The 21,405-nt window shown below is 42.9% G+C and carries 21 protein-coding genes; 11 read left to right on the top strand and 10 right to left on the bottom strand.

What is annotated here, in order from left to right:
- From ACE1AQ_RS11695 to speA, 3 genes are all read right to left on the bottom strand, one after another.
- Positions 1-86: helix-turn-helix domain-containing protein (locus ACE1AQ_RS11695; protein WP_287077617.1), on the bottom strand; the 86-nt coding region annotated here is incomplete at its 3' end.
- A 493-nt stretch (positions 87-579) separates the two neighbouring features.
- Positions 580-2,595 carry a ribonuclease catalytic domain-containing protein gene (locus ACE1AQ_RS11690; RefSeq protein WP_110543956.1) on the bottom strand — a complete coding sequence of 672 codons (2,016 nt, stop codon included), beginning with the start codon at positions 2,593-2,595 and terminating at the stop codon, positions 580-582.
- 86 nt (positions 2,596-2,681) lie between these two features.
- Positions 2,682-4,721 carry a biosynthetic arginine decarboxylase gene (gene speA, locus ACE1AQ_RS11685; RefSeq protein ID WP_008200077.1) on the bottom strand — a complete coding sequence of 680 codons (2,040 nt, stop codon included), beginning with the start codon at positions 4,719-4,721 and terminating at the stop codon, positions 2,682-2,684.
- Positions 4,722-5,004: 283 nt separating this feature from the next.
- Here speA and ACE1AQ_RS11680 point away from each other — a divergent pair, with 283 nt between their 5' ends.
- Complete coding sequence (locus tag ACE1AQ_RS11680; RefSeq protein WP_008200075.1) at positions 5,005-5,538, top strand: DUF4330 domain-containing protein; 534 nt, start codon at positions 5,005-5,007, stop codon at positions 5,536-5,538.
- Between the two features lie 149 nt (positions 5,539-5,687).
- Positions 5,688-6,278 (top strand): recombination mediator RecR, encoded by a 591-nt coding sequence (gene recR, locus ACE1AQ_RS11675; protein ID WP_043999193.1) that lies wholly within the window; start codon positions 5,688-5,690, stop codon positions 6,276-6,278.
- Positions 6,279-6,655: 377 nt separating this feature from the next.
- Here the strand turns inward: recR and ctpB are convergent, their stop codons facing one another.
- The 4 genes from ctpB to ACE1AQ_RS11655 all read right to left on the bottom strand — a co-directional run bounded on the left by ctpB (position 6,656) and on the right by ACE1AQ_RS11655 (position 9,671).
- Positions 6,656-7,981, bottom strand: a complete 1,326-nt coding sequence (gene ctpB / locus ACE1AQ_RS11670) for a carboxyl-terminal processing protease CtpB (RefSeq protein ID WP_371413471.1) — start codon at positions 7,979-7,981, stop codon at positions 6,656-6,658.
- A 142-nt stretch (positions 7,982-8,123) separates the two neighbouring features.
- Complete coding sequence (locus ACE1AQ_RS11665) at positions 8,124-8,543, bottom strand: NUDIX hydrolase (protein ID WP_106909876.1); 420 nt, start codon at positions 8,541-8,543, stop codon at positions 8,124-8,126.
- Positions 8,544-8,574: 31 nt separating this feature from the next.
- Entirely contained in the window at positions 8,575-8,934 is a 360-nt protein-coding gene (locus ACE1AQ_RS11660) for a four helix bundle protein (RefSeq protein ID WP_008200066.1), read from the bottom strand.
- 26 nt (positions 8,935-8,960) lie between these two features.
- Positions 8,961-9,671, bottom strand: a complete 711-nt coding sequence (locus ACE1AQ_RS11655; protein ID WP_106909875.1) for an OB-fold nucleic acid binding domain protein — start codon at positions 9,669-9,671, stop codon at positions 8,961-8,963.
- Positions 9,672-9,760: 89 nt separating this feature from the next.
- On the opposite strand from ACE1AQ_RS11655, the gene folD reads away from it, so the two are divergent.
- Together folD and ACE1AQ_RS11645 are read left to right on the top strand one after the other, a co-directional pair.
- Complete coding sequence (gene folD / locus ACE1AQ_RS11650; protein WP_002735754.1) at positions 9,761-10,618, top strand: bifunctional methylenetetrahydrofolate dehydrogenase/methenyltetrahydrofolate cyclohydrolase FolD; 858 nt, start codon at positions 9,761-9,763, stop codon at positions 10,616-10,618.
- A gap of 267 nt (positions 10,619-10,885) precedes the next feature.
- Complete coding sequence (locus ACE1AQ_RS11645) at positions 10,886-11,896, top strand: hypothetical protein (RefSeq protein WP_106909874.1); 1,011 nt, start codon at positions 10,886-10,888, stop codon at positions 11,894-11,896.
- Positions 11,897-12,061: 165 nt separating this feature from the next.
- On the opposite strand, the gene ACE1AQ_RS11640 is transcribed toward ACE1AQ_RS11645, so the two are convergent.
- The gene (locus ACE1AQ_RS11640; protein ID WP_110543961.1) at positions 12,062-12,631 is read right to left on the bottom strand and encodes a Uma2 family endonuclease; all 570 of its coding nucleotides are present in this window, start codon (positions 12,629-12,631) and stop codon (positions 12,062-12,064) included.
- A gap of 230 nt (positions 12,632-12,861) precedes the next feature.
- Here ACE1AQ_RS11640 and ACE1AQ_RS11635 point away from each other — a divergent pair, with 230 nt between their 5' ends.
- The 4 genes from ACE1AQ_RS11635 to ACE1AQ_RS11620 all read left to right on the top strand — a co-directional run bounded on the left by ACE1AQ_RS11635 (position 12,862) and on the right by ACE1AQ_RS11620 (position 17,029).
- Complete coding sequence (locus ACE1AQ_RS11635) at positions 12,862-13,509, top strand: hypothetical protein (protein WP_008200056.1); 648 nt, start codon at positions 12,862-12,864, stop codon at positions 13,507-13,509.
- Between the two features lie 71 nt (positions 13,510-13,580).
- Positions 13,581-13,832, top strand: coding sequence for a BolA family protein (locus ACE1AQ_RS11630; protein ID WP_002755721.1), 252 nt, complete (start codon positions 13,581-13,583; stop codon positions 13,830-13,832).
- A gap of 276 nt (positions 13,833-14,108) precedes the next feature.
- The gene (locus ACE1AQ_RS11625) at positions 14,109-15,404 is read left to right on the top strand and encodes a P-loop NTPase fold protein (RefSeq protein ID WP_110543963.1); all 1,296 of its coding nucleotides are present in this window, start codon (positions 14,109-14,111) and stop codon (positions 15,402-15,404) included.
- Positions 15,405-15,565: 161 nt separating this feature from the next.
- The gene (locus ACE1AQ_RS11620) at positions 15,566-17,029 is read left to right on the top strand and encodes a tetratricopeptide repeat protein (RefSeq protein WP_110543965.1); all 1,464 of its coding nucleotides are present in this window, start codon (positions 15,566-15,568) and stop codon (positions 17,027-17,029) included.
- A gap of 116 nt (positions 17,030-17,145) precedes the next feature.
- Here the strand turns inward: ACE1AQ_RS11620 and ACE1AQ_RS11615 are convergent, their stop codons facing one another.
- On the bottom strand, positions 17,146-17,745 hold the full coding sequence (locus tag ACE1AQ_RS11615; protein WP_374808460.1) for a sulfite oxidase-like oxidoreductase: 600 nt from the start codon (positions 17,743-17,745) through the stop codon (positions 17,146-17,148).
- Between the two features lie 88 nt (positions 17,746-17,833).
- Positions 17,834-18,016: a 50S ribosomal protein L32 gene (gene rpmF / locus ACE1AQ_RS11610; protein ID WP_002742494.1), complete on the bottom strand. Its 183-nt coding sequence runs from the start codon at positions 18,014-18,016 to the stop codon at positions 17,834-17,836.
- A gap of 363 nt (positions 18,017-18,379) precedes the next feature.
- Between rpmF and ACE1AQ_RS11605 the strand changes: the two genes are divergently transcribed.
- The 3 genes from ACE1AQ_RS11605 to ACE1AQ_RS11595 all read left to right on the top strand — a co-directional run bounded on the left by ACE1AQ_RS11605 (position 18,380) and on the right by ACE1AQ_RS11595 (position 21,290).
- A complete protein-coding gene (locus ACE1AQ_RS11605; protein ID WP_106909869.1) occupies positions 18,380-20,353 on the top strand; it encodes a M48 family metalloprotease in 1,974 nt (657 codons plus the stop codon).
- A gap of 103 nt (positions 20,354-20,456) precedes the next feature.
- Positions 20,457-20,843 carry a DUF4164 family protein gene (locus tag ACE1AQ_RS11600; RefSeq protein WP_110543967.1) on the top strand — a complete coding sequence of 129 codons (387 nt, stop codon included), beginning with the start codon at positions 20,457-20,459 and terminating at the stop codon, positions 20,841-20,843.
- A gap of 84 nt (positions 20,844-20,927) precedes the next feature.
- Positions 20,928-21,290: a shikimate dehydrogenase gene (locus ACE1AQ_RS11595; RefSeq protein ID WP_106910065.1), complete on the top strand. Its 363-nt coding sequence runs from the start codon at positions 20,928-20,930 to the stop codon at positions 21,288-21,290.
- The last annotated feature ends 115 nt before the right edge of the window (positions 21,291-21,405 follow it).

Below are 21,405 nucleotides of genomic sequence, written 5' to 3'. Positions count from 1 at the left end.
ACCAATCTTACACAGCCCAAAGTGCGCCGCAATAGCGACTCTTGTTCGGGTGTTGGGTAAAATCGGTAAGAATAGGCTTTTTCCATACCTCACATTTTAGCATATATTTCGTAAACGATGCTCATATTTAACAGCAAAGCCAACCTAGAACGACGGGGTTTCAGACCCAAAATTTCCGATGAGTAACCAGAGAATAGAGAACATCAGGGTCAGAAACGTTGAATCCTGTAATAAAACTTTACATTGACAAGTATGGTTCTTCGTTACTTAGTATAGTTCGATAGGGTGGCATAAATCGACTAAATTCTTATCTGGCAAGAGATTTAATTGATTAGTTCGCTCTAGATCGAAAACAATTGATAAAAATCGCCAAATGCCTTTCTCTATAAGAGTTTCATCCCTTATAACCTCCGTCCATTGCATAACACAAACCGAAGAACCTTATTTAGGGTTTGCGGCAAAAAGCTTTTCGGTGGTGGCAGGGTGTGGGGTAGTGGAGCATTTGGCTGAAATTTCCCTAAACCCCGTAAATCCCTATCACCCTATCTCTCGACTCCTGAATACTGACTCCCCGAGAGATTAAATTGCTTGGGAGGAGACAAAACCCGATAGCTCGCGAAAACGGATCTCATCGCGGTGGGGATCGGCGCGACTAACTTGTACTTGAAAGCGATCGCCTAAAGATACCGAACGCTCAAAACGATGGGGTAATTCTAACCCCAATTCCTCCAATAAAATCAAGCCTAAATTTTCTTCTTCCCGCAGCCAGCGCAACACCAAAGCTTGCCAGACTTGATCTCCCTGTCGTCGCAGAAATTCCAAACTCCAATAACGATTAGTTTGTCGTTCCACGGAGGTGGCCTCTTGGGCCGAACTAGCGACACTATAGAGAATTTCCTGCATTCTATCCCGGGTAAAAGGCAGTTGATCGCCCCGGAGATGGGCTTTTAGTTGAAAATGGGTCAAAAGGTCAGTATAACGGCGAATTGGCGAAGTTACTTGGGAATAGGTATTCAATCCCAGACTAGCATGACGGTTAGGAATCGTCGTCATCTCACTGCGCGGCATACAGCGACGCAAGGCACAGGAACGCACAGGGCCCGCAGGTAGTAAAATTAACTCCTCATCGGGGGGTAATTCCGGTTGTGGTTGTCCGCGGAAAGGCACGGGGATCTCGTGTTCCTGACAGTAGCGACCGGCGATTTCTCCAGCTAAAATCATCATTTCCGCCACTAATTGCCGAGATGGGGAAACTTCCTGCAATTCTACGATAATTTCGTCGTTATCCTTCACCTTAATGGATGATTCTGGCATTTGGATGTTAATCGATCCCTGAGATTTGCGCCAGGCGTGGCGTTGTTTGGCCCAACGGTTGAGAATCCTTACTTCCGGTTCATGCTGCAGATCCAGATGTAACATTTCGTCCACATCTTCGTAGGTGAGGCGATAGGTGGGTTTAATTGTACTAGGATAGATCCGATAATCGGCGATCGCTCCCGTTTCATCGAGGATTACCCCAAAACTCAAGGCAGGACAAAGTTTACCCTGTACCAAACTCATTGGACCTGCGGCCAATTCTAGGGGAAACATCGGAACCATTCCCGTGGGAAGATAGAGACTGGTACTGCGACGACGCGCTTCTAGGTCTAATTCATCATCGGGACACACTAAACGACTAGGATCGGCAATATGAATCCAGAGACGATGACCACCATCTGCAAGAATTTCTACCGATAATCCGTCATCGATTTCCTCGGTACTTTCATCGTCGATGGTATAAATTTTTTGGTGGGTTAAATCGAGACGATTGTTGACATCCGCATCCGCAGGGGGATTGAGTAAATTAAGACGCGCCACATCAAGTACCTTTTTCGAGAATTGAACGGGGTAGGAACTGCGTCGCAGGAAAAGGTTTTCGTGACTACTCCACCATTTCAAATCGACTAACAATTCAAAAGCAGCCTCGGGGGTTTGGGAACGGCCTAGCAGCGAGAGTATGTCCATGGCTGCCGGATATTTTTGTTCGGGTTGGAGGATAAATTTTTCTAGAGATTCCAGACGAATTCGATCGCTTTCTGACCATTCTACCGTTTCACCGGCCAGGGCCTGTTGGAGACGTTGGAGAAATTGGCTTTTTTCCCGTTGACGCTGTTGTTCCACCTCTAGCTGGTGTTTGATTTCCTCTACCTGATTTTCCGAGCGGGCCTCGTAACCATCCCCTTTATTTTTAAAATAAACCTTATCATCACTCAAGAGACAATGGGCTGCATAGCAAAACTGCGGACCACGATCGGAAAAGAGTATCTCGGCCATGGTTTCGGGAGTGACTAACTGATTTTCCCCGGCTAATAATTCCCAGGCCACTTCTAAACCACTAGGATCTAGATAGGGTTGGACTTCTCGCAGAAAATTGCCGATCTCCCTATAGTTGGACGGACCTCCTTTGACAATGTAATCGAAGCGTTGGGGACGCAGTTTATGCGGGTTTCCCCCCTGATCGATGACGATCCAATCTTTTTTACCTTCTGGGCGATCGATCACCCCTAAGCGCCTTTCTCCTTGCACTCGAAATTCTACCAGCGTTCCCTTTTCCACTGTTTTCCTTTACTGCCTATTTATTTTGTCTATTTTGTCTATTTTCTATCATCCTCGATCGATTACTCGATCGGCAAGAGCAATCATCAATCCCCACCCACTAGATAGGTATAACGCCGCAAACTGCGTTCATAATCCTGTAGTAGTAATTGGGATTCTTCCACAGTCATGCGATTTTCCTGCAAAGCTTGTTCACAACGAAGACGAATTCTTTCTAACAGATCTTCCGCAGAATACTGCACATAACTTAATACTTCCGTGATCGTATCTCCTTTGACTAGATACTCGATATCGTACCCCTTGGGACTCATCTGAATATGTACCACGTTAGTATCGCCAAAAAGATTATGTAAATTGCCCATAATCTCTTGATAAGCACCCACCAGAAACATTCCTAGATAATAGGGTTCCGGAGAATGTTTACCGTTTTTGTACTCCAAAGGATGCAATTCTAAAACTGATTTTATGTCCCCGCGCAAATCGATAAACTGGGCAATTTTCCCGTCACTATCACAGGTTAAATCGGCGAGAATACCTCTTTGAGTAGGTTCTCGATCAAGACGATGGATCGGCATAATTGGAAATAGTTGATCGATCGCCCAACTATCGGGAACTGACTGAAAAACCGAGAGATTGGCATAATAAATTGAGGCCATAATTTGCTCTAAGTCTTCCAAGTCATCGGGAACATAATCCTGTTGTCGGGCCACTTGCAGAATTTTGTGACAACAAGCCCAGTACAATTGTTCGGCTCTAGCTCGTTCCTTGAGACTGAGATAACCGAAATTAAACAGACTAATCGCCTCCTCTTTGAACTGTCCCGCATCGTGATAAGCTTCCTGATAATTGCGCTCATCGATACCCGTGTAGGTTTCCCAGAGATTACGGAGGATGAGGTGTTCTTTCCCATTGCAGGGATCGGGAGGGTTTTGGGGAACCTCACTACTTCCCAAGATATCAAAGACTAACACCGATTGATGAGAAGCGATCGCCCGGCCACTTTCACTGATGAGAATTGGGGGTGAAATCTGGGCATCTTCACAAGCTTCTTTGACCTCAGCCACGATATCATTAGCATAATTCTGCATATTGTAGTTTTTTGAGGCGTAGAAGTTAGTTTTTGAGCCATCGTAATCGACCCCTAAACCACCCCCCACATCAAGATAGGTCATATTTGCCCCTAATTTCGCTAATTCCACATAAATCTGACTAGCTTCGCGAATGGCATCCTTAATAACGCTGATAGCGGAGATTTGCGACCCGATATGATAGTGCAGCAGTTGCAGACAATCTAACATCCCCGCTTGTTCTAATTCCGTCACCACCGTTAGGATTTCCGGGACGGTTAAACCGAATTTTGCCCGGTCTCCCGTGGAACATCCCCAACGGCCCACCCCTTTTGTCCCCAGTTTCGCACGCACTCCCAAATGTGGGGCAATTCCTAACTGACGACTGACGCGCAGGGTTAAATATAATTCTTCCAATTGTTCGATGACAATCAAAGGCCGATGACCGAGACGAGTGGTCAATAGGGCAGTTTCCAGGTATTCTTTGTCCTTATAGCCGTTACAAATTAGCAATGGTTGTGTTTTGTCATTTTTGCCGTTTAAGGCAGGTTCTAGGGTCGCTAAAGCAATCATTAGCTCAGGTTTTGAACCAGCCTCCAACCCAAATTGATAGGGTTTGCCAAAACGCACTAAAGACTCGACGATGTGACGGTGTTGATTGCACTTGATCGGATAGACACCGCGATAGACATTGGGATAATTATAACGGGCGATCGCTCGGTTAAAACAGGCATTCAGGCGCTCGATCCGGTCTTCCAAAATATCACTAAACCGAATTAACAGCGGTAAACCGATATTCCGCCGCTTAATCGCCGAAACTAACTCGTATAAGTCCAAAGAACCGCCCCTTTCTCCCTGGGGCGAGACGGTAATATTTCCTGCGGCATTGATCGAGAAATAGGGTTCTCCCCAGCCTTGGATGCGATAGAGATTTTCGCTATCTTCGATCGACCAATGTTTAACGGGGGCAACTTTTTCGAGGTTGTTACCGTCAGAAGGGGTCAGATCCACTGGAGATAATTGCTTTTCTTGTTTCTTAAGTTGAGTTTTACCCGCCATTGTCTATCGATCGCTCCGTGTGAGACTCCGATCTTCTATCTTAAGTCAGACTTCCTGTCTGCGACCAAGATTCCGATCGTGATAGAATCTATTAGCCGTTAGGAGGCAGGATTCAGGAGACAGGATTCAGGAGACAGGAGTTAGGAGATTATTTGTATTTTCTCCCCACTTCCCACTTCCCACTTCCCACTTCATAATTCATAATTCATAATTCCTTCTCCCCATCACCCCTATCCCCCAACTCCCCATTCCCTTCTCCCCAAAATTTTATAGTGAACCGCTTATGAATTTATTAGACTCAAAAGGACGTTTATTCGGTAAATTTAGCTTGCTTGATATCGGAGCGGCCTTAGTAATTTTATTGACAATTATCGGTATTTTTGTTGTGCCGGGGACGAGTGGTAAAAGTACGATCGCTCAAGTCACCAAAGAACCCATAGAAGTGGATGTTATTGTCCGGGGTTTAAGTGTTCTTAATCCCAACGCTTTGATTAATCAATTCAATACCGAGAAGAAAACTAATATTGTTATTCGTAATCAACCGGCCGGTCAAGTGGACATAAAAAATGTTAAACCTTTATCGAGAAATGTCTTAGTTCCGCAGCCGGATGGTAGTGTGAAAGTCCTACCCGATCCCCGCACGGAAAACTATTCTCAAGATATGATCATGACTCTCAGTGGTCAAGCGGAAGTTACCGATACCGGTGCGGTTGTTGGCGGTCAAAAGGTGAAAATTGGCACTTTAATCGAGTTAGAAGGAGATAATTATAATTTCAACACCAGTGTTATCGATGTCCGTTTACCAAAAAGGTCTTAATCAGTGACCAGTGAGCAGTAAACAGTGAAAAGACAGCAGGAAACTTCCATGTAACACTGCTCACTTGAAAACTCAAATCTGATAACTGATAACTTACCCACTGATAACTGATAACTGATAACTGATAACTGATAAGAGGATTAACTGCTATTTATACACCGCCTTTAGCTCGTTTGATCGAGCAGTTACAAAAATTACCCGGAGTCGGACCCAAAAGCGCTCAACGTCTGGCCCTGTATATTCTCAAGCGACCAGAACAAGATGCGATCGAATTGGCCCAGGCGATCGTAGCAGCGAAAAAACAAGTAGGATTATGTCAGGTTTGTTTTCACCTTTCGGCCGAACCAATTTGTGAAATTTGCCGCAATCCCAACCGGGAAACGGGGACTATCTGTGTGGTGGCTGACTCCAGAGATGTGATTGCTTTGGAGAAAACTAGGGAATATTCGGGCAAATATCACGTTTTGGGCGGTGTTATCTCACCTATGGATGGCATTGGACCGGATCAATTAAATATACAGTCTTTAGTCACCAGAGTCAGCCAGAAAAAAATTCAGGAAGTTATCTTAGCTATCAGTCCCAGTGTCGAGGGAGAAACCACGACTTTGTATATTGGGGGTTTACTGAAACCCTTCACTAAAGTTACCCGTATCGCTTTCGGGTTGCCCATGGGCGGCGATCTGGAATACGCTGATGAAGTAACCTTAGCGAGAGCTTTAGAAGGTCGTCGGGAATTGTAAAATCTCGCCAAGGTTGGGATTAAGTAGGGTTTGCTGAATAAATGTGAAATGTAGGCAAGGTAAGGGTTTTGTGGCTTTTCTCGTGAAACAGGTGCAAGATTTTGAAAGAATCGTGCTTCAACACCTTGCGTCTTCATCGGCCCGTGTCCTGTAGGGGCGAAGCATTCGGGCAATAACCTATCGGTGAAACGTAGATTTTCTATCCGAATGCTTCGCCCGTACTTTTTGCCGCAAACCCTAAGTAGGGAGGCACAATTATTTGTAGGATGGGTTAGCGGTAGTGTAAACTATGCGGGCGTTGGGTTTCATGCTTCAACCCAACCTACGTTCATCTTATATTTAATTCCACCCACCTACTTAGACATTATTGAGGACAATTATTCAGCCCGACTACTCAAAGGGTTATTGAGATTGCCGGTGCCTGGACGTTTAACATTATGGGATTGTAGGACTGAGATCGCCTGTTGGTACTGGGGATCATCCTTAGTTCCCAGCAAAGAAGGATCATCGCGGAAGCGCAGCTGTTGTTCCCGGGTTAACTCAATCTGCACATCGGGTTTAATGCCTTTTTTATAGATATTTTCGCCGTTGGGGGGATAATAACGGGCAATTGTCACCGCTAAACCAGAACCGTCGGAGAGGGTGTGTACCGATTGGACGGTACTTTTGCCATAGGTCGATGTACCCACTAAAGTCGCCCGGCCATTTTCTTTTAGGGCCCCGGCGAGGATTTCGCTGGCGCTGGCGGAACCTTTATTAACCAAAACTACGAGGGGTAAATCGGTAATAGCGGTGTTATTGGCACTAAATTGACGATCTCCGCCCCGTCGATCGATGGTGCTAACGATTTTGCCCTGTTTCATCCACATGCGAGCGATATCGACACTAGCAAATAGTAAACCCCCGGGGTTGCCCCGCAGATCGAGAACATAGCCGGATATCTGTTGTTGACTTAATTCCTCGATCGCCTCTTTCATTTGTTCGGCTGCGTGGGAACTAAATTCATCTAGTTTAATATAACCAACTTTCACCCCACCTTCCTGTTTCAGGGTATAGCTAACCGAGGGGATTTCGATATCTACCCGGGTCAAAGTCACTTCAAACACGCCTCGATCGGGACGGGCAAGCTGTAAACTAACGCTAGTACCCACTTCTCCCTGTAGTGCCTCCATTGCCTGTTCTAGGGTCATTAAAGCGGTGGGTTTGCCATTAATTCTGATCAGGCGATCGCCGCTTTTTACTCCTGCTTCCTTGGCGGGGGATTTTTTCACCGTATCGACAACGATCAGATCGCTAGTGCGCTGATCGAGGGACAAACGTATGCCAATTCCCGATAATTCTCCGGAGGTTTGACTGGTGAGGACAGAAAATTCACTAGGAGTTAAAAAACGGGTATAACTATCACCCAATTCCTTTAAAGCTTCCCGGATTGCCGTGTAAGCTTGTTGGGGATTAGTATAATTTCTGCTTAACAATTCTTGACGTTTTTTTTGCCAATCAATTTGATGAAAACCACGATCTACAAATTCATTATTAACAATTTGCCAAACCTGGTCGATGATTGCTTTCGGGTTATCTTCTAAGGGTTTTTCCCCTTTGGCTGCGGGGGTGAGGACCATCAGGGAACTAACTGCTAGGGTAGCGATCGCACCTCCAGATAGGAGTTTCTGCACGGAAACGAACGAGGGACGCGACTGGTTCATAAAGACAAGGCCAAAATAAGATTGACGTTTCAATAAAGCCATTCAAAAAGCGGGAGCATTTTGCCTTCGAGGGAGGTGAGGAGCAGTGTTAACTACGACTTCCGTATAGATAAGGGAGTTCCTTGTCTGGCTCTAATATCCACTATAATTCTAGTTCTATAAAATCGAGTAATATCTGGCGATGAATTTTTCCTAAAGGACGAGTCTGATTAATCTTCTGGGAATAGTATTCCCCTTGACGGATGGCATCTGGGGGTAATAAAGCTAAATCTTGCCCTTCCGTTTGCACTAATTTTTCTAATTCCACGGTCAGGGGTACATGATAAAGATAACGGGAGAGATTATCATCGTTATAAGAGCGAAAATAGCGTAAACTAGGGGCTTCGTAGTTAATTTCTTCTTTTAACTCTCGTTTTAACCCTATTTCTGGACTTTCACCCGCTTCTAAGTGACCACCAAATAAACCCCACACCCCCGGATAGAGAATCGTCGGGATGTCGTCGCGCAACTGCATTAAAAATCGACCGTCCTGTTCCAAAATCGCCAAAGCAACAAATATCATCAGTTATCAGTTATCAGTTATCAGTTATCAGTTATCGGTTTTTGGTATTTTCTTGGCAGGTTTTTAGAATAGCCCAAAGCATTTTACCAATTTCCTCTGCGTCATCATTGATACTTTGAAAGGCTCTTTCCTCTATGTAATTCGTGTCTTTCAATAGAGACAGCCAATACTTTGTTTCTAGACATTCCTTATAAGCTATTGACATTTTAGCTCGAAAATCAGCTTGAGAAATGGCTCCATTAGCCTCGGCAATGTTAGACCCGATTGAAGTGCCACTCCTTAATAGCTGTTTTGACAAAATATATTCTTGTTTAGTCTCACACAAATATTTATAGCCTTTAACAATCCTAAGGGCAAACTTATAAGCTTTGTCATAAACTTTACTCTCCATCTGTTTGCCCCGCTACTGATTACTGATTACTGATTACTGTTTTTCTCGCTTTGTTTATGGGGCAAAAAGAAAGCATCAAGGGGATCTTGGACGGGTTTAACCACTGCGGGGGGTTTGGGGGTAATCGCTTCTGCGACGGGTTGCGCGGGTGGATTGGGTTTAACGGGGGTAACGACGGGAGTTTCTGGGGGTTTCGTTTCAGCTGCGCTGGGAATTGTCACCTGTCGGGGATTTTCGAGGGGTTTAGTTGAAACTGGGGGAGAATTGTTTTCTGGGGGTTTAACTTCTGAGGTGGGGGAAGGTTTAATTTCCGGGGACGGGGAAGGAGTGGGAACCGAATTAACCGCTACTGCATCCATCTGTTCTAATTCCAGCACATACACTTCGTTAATAGTTTGGGAACCCTGGGGAATAGCCTCAAAGTCAATTTTGCCCTTAATGACGATTTCTTCGCCTTGACGGGGTAATTTATTGCTATTGGTGCGAATCCAAATCTTGCCGGAACCATCCCGCAAAAGATAGGCCCCTCCCGCTAAAAAAGGGGCATAATTGCTGACAGTTCCCCTAAGATAAACTAAAGCGCCTTTTGGTTTTTCCTGTAGTTGCTCGATCGCTGTTAGGGGAGGATCACCGATGTAGGGAACGGCAATACCGAGGTCAGCAAGGGTACTACAACCGAATAACCCTAGCAATAATAATAAACTGCCGATGCGCCCTACACGAGTCTGAATAGACATTCTTGCTTTAACCTTAACGAGTGCGATTAGCCAATCTTTTTGACCATAGAATGGATCCGAAAGATTTTTGTTCTCGGTATTATCATAGAATGTCCGTAACTACTTGCCAAATTCTCGACGGGAAAGCCTTAGCTCAAAAAATCCAACTTGGTCTAGGAGAGCGCATCCAGACGCTAAAATCTCCAATGGGAAGACCTCCGGGGTTAGCGGTGTTGATGGTGGGGGATAATCCCGCTAGTGCCGTTTATGTCCGCAATAAGGAGAAAGCTTGTACTAAAATCGGTATGGCCTCTTTTGGTCGTCATTTTCCCACCGATACAAGTGAACTAGAAATTTTAGCGGAAATTGTCCGTCTCAATCAAGATGAGCGGGTGGACGGGATTTTAATTCAATTACCTTTACCTAAGCATTTAGATGCGGTTTCCCTTCTCTACCAAATTGACCCGAAAAAAGATGCTGATGGCTTACATCCTCTCAATTTAGGCGGTTTAGTGCGGGGTGAGGACTGTATCCGCAGTTGTACTCCTGCGGGGGTCATGGCACTGCTGAAAGAATATAATATTCCCATAGCTGGTAAGCACGCGGTGGTACTGGGTCGCAGTATTCTAGTGGGGAAACCTTTAGCTTTAATGTTATTGGAGGAAAACGCTACGGTAACTATTGCTCACTCGCGCACAGAAAATCTGGCAGAAATAACCAGAAGTGCCGATATTTTAGTACCTGCGGTCGGTAAAGCCAATTTAATCACCCCGGATATGGTAAAACCTGGTGCGGTGGTGGTGGATGTGGGGATTAATCGCGTCGCTGACCGTTTGGTGGGAGATGTGGACTATGCTGGGGTTTTAGAAGTGGCTAGTTATCTTACTCCTGTTCCCGGGGGTGTCGGTCCGATGACGGTGGCAATGTTATTAAAAAATACCTTGTTAAGTTACGAACGCAAGTTATAAATCCTCAGCTACCAGCTATCAGCTATTCAGTGATTCGGCTCTCTTGGGTTCGGTGGGTAAAATCTATTCTAAAATACAGTCTTGCTGGCGAGTGCGTGGAACGAACCACAAAGACACAAAGGACACAAAGATTGATCGCTTCTATATAAGTTAAACTAATCACACAAAGAATAAGAGGGCCGTAATTCTACCGATACAATCCTTGATTTTTTTTTAACTATGTTGGTAGAATTTTACAAAACTGAATAAACTAGGAGCTTTTCGGTCATGATCTTTATTATCCCGATTATTCTTGGTGCGGCGGCCTTAGTTACTGCTGGTGTGGGAGTTAGTGCTGGTGCTGATGGTGTATCCAAGCTACAAAAGGCGCAAAAAATTGGCAAAAGTGCCGAACAAAGATACAAAAAAGCCAACAAATCCCTAGAAAAAAAGTTTCAAGCTACCCAAAAATTCGCGGAAGAATACGGTCAACTGCAAATTAATGTCAAAATCAACACCATCGGCAGATTTATTAAGTTTATTAGCAGAATTGATCAAAGAATAGGTCAAAGACTTGGTCAAAATTCCTCCCCATCCCATCAACGCTTCTTAGAAGGGTTTGAGGGATTTTCTGCCGAACAATTCAAGGAATATAAAGCAGAAGTGTTAGACGCGCAAAGTTTGGCTGTGGGGGGTTTAAAAGCAGTGAGAGTCGCTTCGGCAGCCAGTCAGACAACCCTAGGATTAATTGGTCTTTTCGGTACTGCTAGTACAGGAACAGCAATTAGTGGACTTAGTGGGGTAGCCGCTTGGAATGCTACCTTAGCATGGTTAGGAGGTGGTTCTTTAGCTGCCGGTGGTGGTGGTATGGCTTTGGGAACAGTGGTTTTAGGAGGTATTACCGTCGGACCTGCTTTAATGATTGGTGGTTTTGTCTTAGGAGGAGAAGGGAAAAAAGCCCTAACTAAAGCTATCGAATACGCCAAGGAAGTGGATAATAAAATAGCTCAGTTAGATAAAAGTAAGAGTTTTTTAGGACAAGTTCAGCGCAGAATTAAGGAGTTACAATACCTCGTTAATAGTCTGAATAGTAGAGCTATTCAGAGTTTAAATGAACTGGAGTCACGAGCTACTTTTAATCCCCATCTAGAGGAAGATGCAGCCAAGTTTCGGGAGGTACTGCTTTTAATTAAAGCTTCATCGGAAATCATGAAACTACCCATCCTAGACGAAAAGGGAAAATTAACCAAAGCAACGGAAAATCTCGGAGAAAAGTACCGCCATCTCTTAGAAAGCTAATAGTAGGATGCCTGCCAAGTAGCTGGTTATAATATAATTAAATTAAAAATGGATTTTAGGTTCGATCCCCCCTGCCCCCCTTGATAAGGGTGGTGTCTGATAATTTTTAACGCCTACCTACTCAGAAATAAAGAAAATAGTATAAGAAACGCTCTAGAATTTAATTTAACAAATATTACCGAGTATTTCAATTAAAGTTAACTCTATTTCTGAAAAGAATTCAATAAAAATACTTTCACCTCGATAATATTTCTGCATAGCTTGATAACTACCCTGCAGCGGATGACGATAAACTTCTAAACATTCTTCCTTGAGATTGATAATCCAAACTTCTTGAATATTTGCTTCCGCATAAAGAGGGATTTTAGTATAGCGATCATAATCGAGGGTAGAATCAGAAACTTCAATAATTAAATAGATATCTTGGGGACCAGGATAGGCATCAACATAAAAATCCGATCGAGGTATTAGTAAACTTAAATCTGGTTCTGGTTGAGAGTTATTATTTAATCTAATCGGATTTTGCACTCCTAAGAGAATAAGATCGCCAAATTTTCGATAAAATAACTGTGTTAATCTAGCTATACAGGCAGCATGACGAGTTCCCATCGGTGACATTTTGATAATTTCTCCTCGAATTAATTCCACTTTTTCATCGGGTTTGATTATTCCCTGGGTTGCCATTTTTTCGTATTCTTCCACCGTAAACTTACGGGTAATCAGTGATAAAGACATTTTAAATAAACTCCTACTTTTTCTTTATTCTATCTGGGCAGCTTGCCAAGGGGTGAATTATCGGTATTTAAACAATTAATCGGGGGGATAAATTAACTTTTTGGGGACTTGTACTGATTTTTCGGGAAAAATCAGCGCTTGCCATGGCGACAAAACCGCTAGAGCTAACGTCTAGAAAGCTGGGGTCGGATCGAAACTGCCCCAAAAAAGCTACTATAGGCCAGTTGCCGATGTTAAAAAAAATAGCCGTTCCCATCTGGAACATTAAGTCGAGAAATTTTATGGTTAAGCGAAAACAGCCTTATAGTTTAATTTATCTGCTCACTCTGGTAATCGGTTTAGTGATTGCGATCGCACCTGACGGACAAGCACAAACCCCCGACTCTAACAATCCCGCCAGTGATCCTAACGAATTAAAACCATTAAATCAAGCTGATAGTCTGTTGAGTCTTCAGGGGGGACAACGTTTAGTGGAAGAAGCGAACGCCGCTATTAATGCCGCTAAATACAGTGTCGCTGTGGAGAAACTCAATCAAGCGCGTCGGATTTTTAACCAACTATCTAACTATCATCTGCAATTAGCTAATAGTTTCTCAGGAATTGACCCGAAAGTATTCGATTCTCAGCGTCAAAGTGCTTTAAACACGGGACAAATGCGGGATGAAGCCACCTATAAGCTTGCTTTGGTCCATAGAGCGCAAAATCAGCCAGAATTGGCGGTTCCTTTGTTAATTCAGGTGATTCAATCCCAAAACCCCACCAGTGAATTAGGACAAAAAAGCTATCAACAACTCTACGAGATGGGATTTGTCAGCACACCCATCTCCGCACCGACTCCCACCTCCGCAACTCCTAACAACTCCCCCCCACAGCAGTAAATTTTGTCCCCATTGACGAGCTTTCGGTAACAATGGGATCAGAGTATCTTTAATTGTTTTGAGGAGTTAAGATGGTTGACTTTCGCCAAGTAGAAGCGATGATTCAAGAACAAATCCCCGATGCACAGGTGATGGTTCGGGATTTAACGGGAGGTGGTGATCATTTGGAAGCGGTGGTTATTTCTGGCGAATTTGCTGGCAAAACCCGCGTTAAACAGCATCAAATGGTTTATGGCGCTTTACAATCGGCACTGGCTACCGAAGCCATCCATGCTTTGGCATTAAAAACCTACACTCCCGACAGTTGGGCAGCAGAAAAATAACAGTTATCAGTTATCAGTTATCAGTTATCAGTTAGTTTTTTGGCTCTCTTAGGTTTGGTGGGCAAAATGTATTCTAAAATACATTCTTCCTAGCGAGCGAGTGGAAGGAACCACAAAGACACAAAGGACACAAAGATTGATCGATCCTATATAAGTTAAACTTATCACACAGAACCTAGAAGAGCCAACTACCCAATTCATAATTCATAATTCATAATTTCCACACCCCACACCCTACCCCCACGAAAAACTTTTTGCCGCAAACCCTAATTACTTATGGTTAGTCCTTTACTGGAACCCTTTCGAGAAGCCTATCGCAATTTGGAACTTTTACCCCTGCGATCGGATAAAGAATTACAGCGTTTTGCTGTTAAATACGGCACAGAAATTATCGACGAATTAGAACAATTGGTAGAAGATAGTCCTTCGGAAGACGGAAAAATTATTCTAGCAGGACATAGAGGTTGTGGTAAGTCAACCCTACTCTACGAATTTAAAAGAAAGTTAGATGATCGCTATTTTGTTGTTTTCTTCTCGATCTCAGACATGATCGAAATGTCAGACGTAAATCATGTTAATATTTTATTCTCGATCGCCGTTCAGATGATGTCAGAAGCGGAAGCCCAAAATTTAACTATTAAAGATTCTATTAAAAAAAGCTTTTATCAATGGTTTGCTGAACAAATTCGCACCGAAACTAATCAAGCAGATGCCACTGTCGAAACGGGTTTTAACTTTTCTGCTTTACTAGCTCACATTAAAGGAATTCTCAAGATTAATTCGACTATTCGTCAGGAAATTAAACAAAAATATGAGCGGAGAATTACCGATCTAGTTGCCCAAATTAACATTATAGCTAGTGCGATCGAGTCCCAAAGTCAGAAAAAAATCTTAGTAATTGTTGATGACATTGATAAAATTGACTTAGCACAGGTAAGGGATATTTTTCAATCCCATATTAAAGCGATTATGTTGCCCGGTTTTCGGATTATTATGACTATTCCGATCGCCGCTTTAAGAGAAGTAGCTTTAAAGGCAACTCTCCAAACAGAAACTAATGATCAGATTGTACAAATGCCTGTATATAAACTCTTTAAACAGGGAGAAATTAATTCACCTAATGCTATACCCGATCCGCAAATTATTGCCACTTTAACCGAGATTATCACTAAGCGCATCGATTCCGCTTTAATCGATCCTGACACCCTCGAAAAAATTTGTCTTTATAGTGGGGGAGTGTTACGAGAATTAATTCGCATTACTAATGATTGCTGTCGGGTTTGTTTGCGATCGGTTCGTCGTTATCCTGATGATAATACCCTAAAAATTGATCAAGCTGTTCTAGAACAATCAATCACAGAACTTAGTCTCGATTTTGCTGAAAGTATCGGTACAGCAGATGAGGAAATTATTAAAACTGTTTATGAAAAGTCAAAACCGAAGGATCTCAAGGATCAAAATTTTCTAGATCTGTTGCATGGTTTATATATTTTGGAATACCGCAATGGCGATCTCTGGTATAACGTGCATCCGATTGTGGTTGAGTTAATGAAAAAAAGAGGAACAATTTGAATGGGATAAGTAAGTAGTTATAATTAAATTGAAGATGGATCCCCCCTTAATCCCCCCCTGATAAGGGGGGTGCGGATCACCCCTTGATCCGTAGGGTTGATTCATGAATCAACCCTACCTAATGGGGGTATCTGACAGTTTTTAACAGCTATCCACTTATTATGAATAATGAAACATCTTCAATTATTGACCAAAATGAGAGAGAATACGAAGGTTTAATCGTGTCTCTAGAGGCAAATCAAGAGAGATTAAATATATTGATTTGTGTGTGTGATCAGGAAAAATTGCGAGAAGAAATCATCGATCGCTATAGCCAAGAATTAGAACCAGTAATCCCTTGTTATCGGATTGATTTAGATCAAAAAGAACCGAGTTTAAGAGCAGCAATTGCTAGTTTAGTCTCCAGAAAACCAGAGTTATTACAAAGCAAAAACGCCGTGATCACAACCACAGGAGTGGAAAAATTACACTCGATCTCGCGTAGCGAGCGCGTTGCGACCGAATGGCAACGGGAAAAATCGGAACTAGATAAATTTTTTGGTTATCTGCAATGGACAAGGGAAGGATTGCGAGAATTTCCCTATTCCATTGTTCTTTGGGTAACAAGCACAGTGGAGGTAAATTTACGCAAAAAGTCCCCCGATTTTTGGAGTTGGAGAAAAGGAGTTTTTCGCTTTATTTCTCCTCCAAGTAACTTTTTACCTTGTCAGGAATTTTTACCAATTTTACAATCTTTTGACGAAATTACTATAGATAAAGATATTCCTTCAATCTCTAAGGAAGACTTGTTAGAACTAATCGAGCAAATCGAGGTAAATAAAGGCAAAAAAGAGCCAAGACTAGCGAGTTTATATGCCAGTTTAGCTAAAATTTATAAAAATCGTTTATTAAATCTGCCATTGTCAGATTATCGTCAGGAACAACAGCTTGCGATCGAGTATTATCAAAAGGCGATCGATTTACAAAAAGAGTTAAATCTAGAACTTGATTTAGTTGCGAGTCTCGACTCATTAGCAGGTATTTACTATTTCCTAGGAGAATACCAAAAAGCGATCGAGTTTTATCAACAGTCCTTAGCAATCTTTCAGAAAATCGGAGATCGCTGGGGAGAAGCAGATTCTTACAATAATTTAGGCAATGCTTACCGTTTCCGAGGAGAATACCAAAAAGCGATCGAGTTTTATCAACAGTCCTTAGCAATCTTTCAGGAAATTGATGATATAAGGGGAGTAGCGTATTGTTACAATAATTTGGGCAATATTTACAATTCCCTAGGAGAATACCAAAAAGCGATCGAGTTTCATCAACAGTCTTTAGCGATCAAACGGGAAATCTCTGATATAACAGGAGAAGCTTATTCCTATCTAGGTTTGGGGAATGTTTACGATTCCCTAGGAGAATACCAAAAAGCGATCAAATTTTATCAAAAGTCCCTAGAAATCTTTCAGGAAATGGGGTATATCATAGGAGAACCAAAGACTCTGTTTAATCTGGGACTTACCTACTATAAACTCGATCGTATATCGGAAGCGAAAGAAGCATATCTTCAAGCGCGGGAATTATATCAAGCATTGGGGTTAGCAGGATATGTTCAATATTGTGATCAGGCAATTCGGCAATTATAATTAACCAGTTGCGATCGAGTAAAAATTTGTTGCTTCCCCCTTGACTTTTGCTTGTTTTAATGCTAGTAATTACCAGACTTGATTGCTAATCTCACCCGATTTTAAGCCAAAACTGGTTAAAAACCGCCATAACGTTCCTCTAACCAGGGATCACCTCGTCGATGGTAGCCATTACGTTCCCAGAAACCCGATTGCTCTCGATCGAGAAATTCTAGACCATTAATCCATTTAGAACTTTTCCACGCGTAGAGATGGGGAACAACTAAACGCAGCGGCCCCCCGTGGTCGGGAGGTAAAGGTTGACCAAACAGTTGAAAAGCGAAAAAATTATCCTCGTGCAGGAATTCCTCTAGGGTGAGGTTGGTGGTATAACCCCCGTAACAGTGTTGCATGACGTGGGTAGCTTCCAGCAGCAGGTCAATTAAGGTCATCAAATCCGATACCTTAACTCCCGTCCAAGTCACATCTAATTTTGACCAACGGGTGACACAGTGAAAATCCTTAGTAAATTCCGACTGCGGTAGGGTCATAAAATCCGACCAGTTAAAAATTTTAGTCGTGGCCACCTTTCCCCAAACCTTAAATAACCATTCCTCGGTCTTGATTTGGGGAGTATCCCCGTAGGTAAGCACAGGAAAACCACTAGCGAGATATTGGCCCGGGGGAACTCGGTCTTGATCGGGAGATTCTGGTTTTTTAAAGAATTTGCCTAACATTAGTTGAGACTCACAACGAAAACCCTAAACAAATCTTAAAATATTAGGGAGCGAAAAGGTTTTCTCAACCTCACTCCCCACTATCAAGTTATTCCTCGTCTTCCCCTTCTTCTTCCTCTTTAGTGGGATAGACAAAGCTGTTAGAACGACCAGAAAGGACAGATTTACCCAAAGATAAGGCTTTTTGCGCTTCCCGAGCCGCTTGTTTTCTCCAGTGCGCTCTCCGTTGGTCGCGCTTGGCATTTGAGGTTTTCTTCTTGGGACAAGCCATAGTATTTTAACGATAGTTATAGACTCACAACCTTTCTATTCTACTCCCTATTTCCCTAATCGGCTCGCCAACTTGTCCGATTCCCTCCCTCACTACTGCCCAAAATATTGATAAAACTTAATATTTATCATTGGCTTACCTATTTATGTTTAAAATCCTATATAGCTATGTAGTCAAGTAATTTCCATCATGGTCACTACCGTCGAACCCAGAGTTTTAAGTTCACTGATTACTGTTTACTGTTTACTGTTTACTGCTCACTGAAAAATCCCCCACACCCTACACCCCCACTTCCCCAACTCCTTTAATCTTTCCTACAATTCTGGGTATCTCTAAAGATAGATAAACAGCTAAGGTATATCTATGTCACTGGAAGAAGGATTAAAATGTCTGCAGCTAAAGGATTACGCAAGAGCGGTGGAATTACTGGAAGAATATTGTCAACAATCGGCTAATTTTTATTCTCCCTTATATATTCAGGCTAAAATGGCTCTTGCTCGGGCCTATCGCGGCAATAATCAACGGCAACAAGCGATCGCATTAGCCTTGGAATTAGAAAATCATCTTGATCAGGAAGTTAGTCAGTGGGCCAAAGGATTACTGACAATCTTTAGTGCTGAACAAAAAACCCCCGGTATTGCCATTAATGGGGTCAAATCTCGATCGCTGCCCAAGGCAGGACGAGCAGCACAGGTAAGCGTGCGGTTATGCCGGGTTATCCCCGCCAATAGACTTATTTTTGCTAAACTATTGACAATCACGGCTTTTTATGCTATGGTGTCGAGTCTTTTTTTTGCAATTATCCGTTTGCTCCCCATCCCTGGGGAGACGGGTGTAATTATTGCCTTGCTCTTGACGAGTTTCTTAGGCGGACTCATCCTTTTTATCGCCCCGAATCTAATTGATTGGACACAAGAACGTCTGTATCGAGTGCGTTGGGTGTCCTTAGCGGAAATTAAACGGGATAGCCCAGAATCGGCGGCAGTAATCGGGCGTATATGCCGAGAAAAAGGGTTAGAACCGCCAAAACTAGGCATTATCGAAGATGGACAGCCCCTCGCTTTTACCTATGGCTCTCGACGGGGTAATGCTCGCTTAGTAGTTGGCAGAGGTTTATTTACCTATCTCGACGATGAGGAACTAGCGACGGTATATGCTCATGAATTAGGGCATATTTGGCAGGGAGACTTTGCCCTGATGACTATCTGTGCTAGTTTCGACCATTTAAGCTGTTATATCGATTCTTTTGCTCAAAATCAAGGTAATAGTTTTAAAGACACAGTTTTTCTAGGCCTTCTCTCATCAATTATCACTATTTTTAGGCAAATTCTTGTTTTTTGCAGTCTTTATCTGTCTCGTACTAGGGAATACTTCGCCGATCATTTTGCTGCCCAAGTTACCGGTAATCCCAATGCTTTGGCCCGCGCTTTAGTAAAAATTGCCTTTGGTTTAGTCCAAGAAACTGCCCAGTCCAGTCCCCTGTCATTAAGTATAAATGTATTAAATATTGCCCAGGAGCAGGATGGGATCATTGCCGGTAACGTTTATGGTATCGCATTGGAGTCTCGCCGGATCGGACAGAGTTTTCTCTGGGATATATATAATCCTTGGGCAAAATGGTTAGAGTGGCAATCTAATCATCCCCTGACTGGTAAAAGGATTGGCGCTTTAGCTAACTATGCCCGACAGATGGATCTAGATATAGAATTTAGTCTGGAGGAAATATTACGCCAAGAAATAGAATTAGATCGCAAGAAACTCCATCAAAACTTTTTGCTGCGACTATGTTTATATTATGCCTGGGGACTAGGCTTTATTATTGGGGTTGTCATCGCTGGTTTTCTTGGTCTGAAATTTAGCTCTTGGGCTGCATTGGGGCTAATTTTAGTCGCTGGGGGTTTGGGTATAATTATCAATCGATTAGCCAGTTATCCTCCTCTCAAAAATGCTAGTTTCAGCGATATTTTTTCTTTAACCGATAATCCTTACAGTCATCCCCTCCCATCTATCCCCGTCCGACTCCACGGTGAGTTAATTGCTCAGGGAAAGAATTTTTTTCTGAAAGATAGCACCGGCATAATTCCCCTCGCTCCTAACTATCGTTTCGGTTTTTGGCATAAAATCAGGACTACTAACCCCCCCATGGCAGCAATAAATAATACATCAGTACAGATTCTCGGTTGGTTTCGTCGCGATTTATCTCCTCGTCTCGAATGGAGTCAAATAACTCACTCTGGCGGAAATATTCGGGTTTATCCCCCTTTTTGGTCTTTGGTTAGCGGTTTTGTCCTATTAGTCTCCGGTTTAATTATCGCAGTCACATTATCCCTTTTCTAGCGTTAGGTAGTTGCTGGGATAATAGCCAATCTTTGAGCGCCAATCCCTAAAATTCTCCAGTCTCACACCCCGAAAACTATTGATAACTTTAGGAGTCTAGCAAATGTCTAACGAAACTGTCACCTATTCCCTAGAATCGGTCCTAACCAGAATTGAGAGTAAAATCGACTCCCTTGAAAAACGGATGGATGAGAGATTTGACAAGGTAGATGAGAGATTTGACAAGGTAGAGGACCGGCTAACCAAAGTAGAAATCGGACAGGCCGAACTCAAGGCCGAGTTAAAAGGCGATATTAAAGTATTAGACGAGAAAATCGAGGGGTTAAAGGGAGAGTTAAAAGGAGATATTAAAGTATTAGACGAGAAAATCGAGGGATTAACGGCACGGGTTGGTTATCAGGAGTTCACCAACCGGGGGATTCTGATAGCTTTGGTGGTTGCTGTCTTGGGAGGTGCTGCTAAACTTTTTGGTTTTTTCCCCAATCCCTAGAAGTGGCTCCTAGGCAAGGCTACGAGCTTTATGATCATAATAAATGACCGCTCAAAAACCCAAACTGTATAGATGTATAGCAAAATGTCTAACGAAACTGTAACTTATTCCCTAGAATCGGTCCTTAAGGAAATTAAAGACAGCATCAAGGAAGTCAATCAGAAAATGGACACCTTGCAAAAAGATGTCAATCAGAAAATGGACACCTTGCAAAGAGATGTAAATGATTTAAAGGTAGGACAAGCTAAACTAACTGAGAAAGTCGAAGGGATGGATAAAAGACTAGAAAAAGTAGAAAATGAGCAATACACTCTAGTTAAGGCTATTTCTGACCTACAGGGTTTTCGAGGTCTGATTGTCCCTATCCTTATCGGTGCCATGAGTGCCGCTATCGGTGCAATTATCACCGTTGCTATCAGAATTGGCTCTCCCAGGTTTGGTGGGTAAAATGTATTCTAGGATACAGTCCTGCTGGCGAGTGAGTGGAACGAACCACAAAGACACAAAGGACACAAAGATTGATCGATCATATTGTAAGTTAAACTGATCACACAGAACCTAG

The organism is Microcystis sp. BLCC-F209, from assembly GCF_041928595.1.
Taxonomy (GTDB): Bacteria; Cyanobacteriota; Cyanobacteriia; order Cyanobacteriales; family Microcystaceae; genus Microcystis.
The sequence above is the reverse complement of the archived record's forward strand: the minus strand, read 5'-3'. Positions and strand labels throughout refer to the sequence as shown.